This window comes from Coleofasciculus sp. (assembly GCF_046539235.1).
Classification (GTDB): domain Bacteria; phylum Cyanobacteriota; class Cyanobacteriia; order Cyanobacteriales; family Coleofasciculaceae; genus Coleofasciculus.
This window is the reverse complement of sequence record NZ_JBKHHI010000416.1, coordinates 1-5,836: the sequence shown is the minus strand read 5'-3', so window position 1 is coordinate 5,836 and position 5,836 is coordinate 1. Positions and strand designations below refer to the sequence as shown.

General features: G+C 45.4%; 5 protein-coding genes and 1 pseudogene. 3 read left to right on the top strand and 3 right to left on the bottom strand.

What is annotated here, in order from left to right; genetic code table 11:
• The first annotated feature begins 579 nt into the window (after positions 1-579).
• Positions 580-867, top strand: coding sequence for a BrnT family toxin (locus tag ACLFWI_RS25650; RefSeq protein WP_446415267.1), 288 nt, complete (start codon positions 580-582; stop codon positions 865-867).
• Positions 836-1,114, top strand: a complete 279-nt coding sequence (locus ACLFWI_RS25645; protein WP_446415266.1) for a BrnA antitoxin family protein — start codon at positions 836-838, stop codon at positions 1,112-1,114. Before ACLFWI_RS25650 ends, ACLFWI_RS25645 begins: the two co-directional genes overlap by 32 nt.
• A gap of 325 nt (positions 1,115-1,439) precedes the next feature.
• On the opposite strand, the pseudogene ACLFWI_RS25640 reads toward ACLFWI_RS25645, so the two are convergent.
• From ACLFWI_RS25640 to lysS, 3 genes and pseudogenes are all read right to left on the bottom strand, one after another.
• Positions 1,440-1,592, bottom strand: a pseudogene (locus ACLFWI_RS25640) (Uma2 family endonuclease); the annotation flags it as partial.
• A gap of 381 nt (positions 1,593-1,973) precedes the next feature.
• Positions 1,974-2,429 (bottom strand): DUF29 domain-containing protein, encoded by a 456-nt coding sequence (locus ACLFWI_RS25635; protein WP_446415265.1) that lies wholly within the window; start codon positions 2,427-2,429, stop codon positions 1,974-1,976.
• A gap of 337 nt (positions 2,430-2,766) precedes the next feature.
• Complete coding sequence (lysS, locus tag ACLFWI_RS25630) at positions 2,767-4,317, bottom strand: lysine--tRNA ligase (protein WP_446415264.1); 1,551 nt, start codon at positions 4,315-4,317, stop codon at positions 2,767-2,769.
• A gap of 344 nt (positions 4,318-4,661) precedes the next feature.
• On the opposite strand from lysS, the gene ACLFWI_RS25625 reads away from it, so the two are divergent.
• Positions 4,662-5,836 (top strand): hypothetical protein (locus ACLFWI_RS25625; RefSeq protein ID WP_446415263.1); only part of this gene is annotated, 1,175 nt, incomplete at its 3' end.

The following is a 5,836-nucleotide window of genomic DNA, read 5'->3' as shown; positions in this document are numbered from 1 at the left end:
ATCTAAAAGGGGGACGGAAGGGGGATCTAAAAGGGAAGAGGGGGATCTGAAGGGGAACTTTGATCTACTGTACTTTATTACAGCGCAAAGCGCTGTATCTGGCTCTGGTTTTGAGGATTGTCTATTGATCGACTTGTGCTAGCAAACGGTCTAGCCAGTAGGGGGGTTAGGCGGGGGTTTAATCAAGACAATAACCCTTCAATAAAGTATCCGCCGTAACCCACCAATGTCTTGAGCAATGATGCATTATCAATGGTGCGTTACGCTACCCTACCCTACCCTTCGGGAACGCTGCGCGAACGGGAACGCTGCGCGAACGCTCTCCTCACGATGGCGGACTGACACAGCTAAAATGGTGGAATAGATTTGGTTCGTAGTGAGGGATGCGAGCCCTCTCCAGCTAGGCGGAGAGAGAACTAAAGTTCTCACTACAAACAAAGTCCTATTTTAGGTGTGCCACGCCACTACTGGCTTGCATTACAAGGCTTTGCGCTAATTTCCTTAAGAGATTTTTTGCTTAAAACCTTTCGTTGTCGATTAGGGGGGATACTAAGTCATGACGTGTGTTAAATTGAATCCATGAATTTCGAGTGGGACGAGCGCAAGAACGAGATTAACATTGCTAAACATGGTTTTGACTTTGCTGATGCCCCTCGTGTCTTTGATCTACCAATGCTTATCGCCCTCGATGAGCGAGAAGACTATGGCGAAGATCGATGGATTGGTATTGGGTTACTAGATGGACGAGTTGTAGTTGTTGTATACACCGAGCCTGACGACAAAACAACTCGCATCATTTCACTACGAAAAGCATTATCTTATGAACGAAAACGCTATGAGCAATACCTCAAAAACCGACTGGACTAGAGTAGATGCTATGAACGATGAGGATATTGATACCTCTGATATTGCACCGTTGTCGGAGGAGTTTTTTGCTAAGGCGAAATGGCGTATTCCCGAATCGTTTGTGACGGTTACAGTACCCATAGATCCCGAAACTTTTGCTTGGTTCCAGGCACAAGGTGAAACTTCCCAACAGCAGATGGCTACTGCATTGCGAATCTATGCAGAAGCCAACAAGCTACACGAAGCTTCTGTGCAGAAATCAACTTAATAGTGGCTGTATGGACAGGATGCGATCGCGTCCTACTTCAGCATCCTCATGCTTGCAGTTTATGTGGGATCGCTTTTCGTAACTGCTTCAGCTTTGGGGAGTGGAGTTTGAAGAGGAGGGTGCGATCGCTTTGGACAATCAGGGCATTTTTAGGAATGTACATTACGAAGTTCCCGACTAATTCCATAAACAGATCTTGTTTTATAAATTCTAGGAGCCATATATTTTATTTGGGTATAAGACTTAATAGTTTAATACTATAGCAATCCTAAATAGGATGCAACAAGCGAAAAGCTCGAAAGCCAGGTATAGCAAGGATCTCGTTTTGCCGATAGAGAAAGTCAATGATTTCTCCATGTTGCCCGGTGCCAATACTCATTGCTACTAATTCCCCGTTCACCAACTCATAGCGGGTATCAGTCCCGTCTGAGTAGGTCAGATACTCTTCAAAGGTTAGCTTCTTAGTCGTTACAGTCATGATCGCCCCCTTCGGAGCATCTAGTTCGGTAGGCTATAACCCAACTTTAGCAGAGCATTGCGGCACTGGGTTTCAGATACCGTTGGCACAACCAAACAGCGATCGCATCCCTTATATCATGTCCTAAGGATTGCCCATAATTGCAATGCTTTAATAACAGGGGTTTCAGGCGTTTTTATTAGGGGTGTTTGACCGGACATGATATTAACGCTCTTATGTCACTTTCGGAAGGACGAAGCCTAAAACCCTTACAGTCAGGGAGTTTGGCAACTTACCCCTATGTCATGAGTTTCTATCAGTTTCTAAACGCCCAAATGCTTTGCAGCCATGGCTTTCAGCAATCAGATTTAACATTTCGTTTCCCAAAGTGACAATAGAGCGTTAAGCATCCATCTGATTCGATTCTGGTAGGAATTTCGGATTCATAACTTGCTCTGGAGTGTAGGGACATTCCTCTGGAAAAACCTGTTCGCCCAACTGAGTCTCTCGAATCGCCAAAGCTAAGCCGAGTTCGTAAGCAGCGAGGAAAACCTCATCGAGATAAGGCTTTAAACTAGGGCTATCCTGCAAAAGTAATCTAATCTGAACCCGTTGTTCTCGAATAGTACTCAACCAACTATTGCTGCGTTTGTCAGGTTGAAATTGCCATTTCAGTAGATGTCCTAACAACAGTCCTAATCTATTCCTCAGCTCTTGTCGCTCTTTTCTACCCAACGATTCAATTTCCTCAATCAGGTTAACCGTGTCTAATTGCTCCCATTGCTGAGCTTTGAGCAGCGTCGCCTGCTCTTGAGTCCAGCCATAAAAATCTGTTTCATAGAGGTGAGATGTGTGCATTCTGATCAATAGTTGTAGATTACTATCAGACTTACAAATTTTTTGACGCTGCGCCTTTAGTGCCATTGCACTCATCAATAAGCAGTCAAATAGCAAAAAGTCAAAGCTTACCCTCTTGCACAGCGCCAATTTTAGGTAACTCCTTCCACTCTGGCTCAATCGGCGAATAACGGCAATAACACACAACAATCTCGTCATACTCAGCTGACTCAACCGACTTGAAGACCATCCATCTCTTCACAAGTTATTTTATACCAAGTTGCCGTCTAAGGTAGAATCTGTCATGGTTCGCGAAATCCTTCACTTCGGAAATTAGATTACCGTTTTTAGCGCTCACTCAGGGTGCAGGAGAACCATCGCGACTGCTACTCTTGAGCAACGGAAACGCAATCACATCCCGAATACTCGCCGAATCCGTTAATAACATCACCAAGCGATCAATACCAATTCCTAACCCCCCTGTTGGTGGCATTCCATACTCTAAGGCGGCGAGAAAGTCTTCATCAACCCCTTGGGCTTCCAAGTCTCCAGCGGCTTTCCGTGCGGCTTGTGCTTCTAAGCGTTCCCGTTGATCAACAGGATCAGTTAATTCAGAAAAGCTATTCGCAGTTTCGCGTCCAGCAATAAATAACTCAAAACGTTCCACTAATCCCGGCTTGGAACGATGGGGTTTAGCCAGAGGAGAAATTTCAATGGGGAAATCGACGATAAATGTCGGCTGAATCAGAGTTTCTTCACATTTTTGCTCGAAGCATTCGTTGAGAAGTTTCCCTAGGGAGGGACATTCCTCTACGCCTTCAATTCCAATCTTTTTAGCCGCGACTTTTGCATCATCTAATGTCTGAAATTGATTAAAATCTAAACCCGTCACTTCTTGCACCAACTCATGCATCGTGACTCGACGCCAAGGCGGTGTGAAATCAATTGTCTCACCTTGATAAGTAATTTCCAGAGTTGTCAAACTCTCTTGAGTGACGGTGGTAATTAAATTTTCCGTCAATGTCATCATGTCATTGTAGTCGGCGTAAGCCTGGTACACCTCAATTGAGGTAAATTCCGGATTGTGGCGCGTGGAAATTCCCTCGTTCCGGAAAATTCGCCCCAACTCAAATACTTTTTCAAATCCGCCGACAATTAACCGCTTCAGGTGGAGTTCTGTGGCAATTCGCAGGTACAACTCCATCTCTAGGGTATTGTGATAGGTGATAAACGGACGGGCTTCTGCACCCCCAGCTTCTGTACTAAAGACAGGGGTTTCAATTTCGATAAAGCCGCGATCCTCTAAATAACGACGAATGGCGGCGGTGATTTTAGCACGGCGGCGGAAGGTTTCCCGAACGGTGGGATTCACCATCAAGTCCACATAACGCTGGCGATAGCGCTTTTCGGTATCCGTGAGACCATGCCATTTATCGGGTAAGGGTAATAAGGATTTGGTCAGAATAGCATATTCACTGACATAGACCGAGAGTTCCCCTTTATCGGTGCGCTTAATTGTCCCCTTGACGCCTAAAATGTCGCCAATATCCGTGAGTTGCTTGAGAGGGGTGAACGGATTCGGCAGATCTGTCATAGTTGCGGTAATCCGCTTTTTGTCGAGATACAGTTGAATCGTTCCCGTTTCATCTTGGAGATTGAAGAATGCTAACTTGCCAAAGACACGACGCGCTAAAATACGACCTGCGATCGCGACTTCAAAATCAACCTCTTCACCATTCCCCAGATCCGCGAATTTCTCTTGCAGTTCAGCCGCATGGTGAGTAGACTGCCAGTGATACGCATACGGCTCAATTCCCAACGCTTTAAGCTGTTGGACTTTTTCCAAACGGGTAGCACGAATTTCTTCGAGAGTGTTTTGGCGATCGGGTGGGGACTGCTCAGGGGACATAATAAGGAACTGCTCGATGCTAATCTTGTAGGATATCGGACATCTATCTTAACATTGGACACAACAGATGACCGGAGCCTGCCTCACGCGATCGCAGCGAACAACCGGATTCTCGCCATGCTGTAACCGAACGCGGTAGTGCGAGCATCTTGCTCGCTACATTGAGCATCTTGCTCGCTACGCCTTCCCAATTTAAATATATATGTACTAATTCCAGTCAGTTTAACAAAACTTATTCAGTTGACAGCATAAATTTGATCACAATTGAGTTAATTTTCAGCCATAAGCGGATAAAATAAAGGGATTCTGAAGCAGAATTACCGCTATCGTTGGGGCAGTCGGCAATGTCTTCTCACGAACACCTCTGGAAAAAAGGCTTCTCTAAGCCCAATTCGACACCTGTGCCGAATCCCTTCAAGATACAGAGGCGTCGTGTCAAAGCCTTATCACCAAATTTATCGCAAAAGGAGAAACTACAGCTCAAACAGCAAGCTGATCAAATCTCCCAGTTAGGTTACAATACCCAAAACATTCCGACTAGAGCTCCAGATCCCACAACCGTCGCGAATCCGAGTCAGTCAAAATCAGGTGAGGTGACGCATCAGCAGACAACGCCAGCCGCCGATGCTGTAGATATTCAAGCAGATGCATTAGATCAGCAAGATCAAGAAGAGACGAATGAGCGTGACGAGATTTCTTTAGCATCAGCCTCCGATGGTTCCGCATCAGATGATACTAGAGAGCGTCAGGAAATATCCGACAGTGAAGCCGAGGAAATCGCTGAACCCCAGGTAAACAGCGTCGAGAATCAAGAAGAAGAAACTGATATTCAGGCTAAAGCCCAACAACCCGCTCGTAATTTCCTAGAACTCCCCATCAACGCTCCGGGTACATCGCCATTTTCTGTACAAAGACAAGTTAACTTCACGGGATTAGGTCATTCAATTCAACAAAAGCCAGTTGAAACTGAGGAAAAAATAGAGCCAGAAGCTGAGGAAGAGTTGCAGGAATCGAATAAAACTATCCAGCGACAGGAAATACCAAACGCTGAAGAAGATAAGATATCATCGAGTGAACCTCCAACCGTTCAACGCCAATCTGAAACACCAGACACACCTGCTCAAGAGACAGAAAAATCAGAAGATAATCACAATTTCCTCGAAATTCCGGTAAACGTTCCAGGTACACCGTTATCCTCGATCCCCAGACAGGTTAATCTGGGCAAGTTCACAAATTCGTTTTCTCAGCAAATTCAACCCGCCTCTCACCCCAAATTAAATCAACTCAATGCTTTTCAAACTGGCGAATTCGTACAGCCGCAGCGAATTCAGTCGCCTGTCAAGCCAGTCAATCCTATACTGAATCAAACTCAAACAAATACAGAAACGGTTCAGAAGAAAGGTACACCACAATCCTCGGATGCTGGTGAAGCTGAGGCTGCACCGAATCTAGAGCAAGAGATTCAACAGAAACGAGGTAGCGGACAGCCAATTTCCAATAAAATACGCCAGCCAATGGA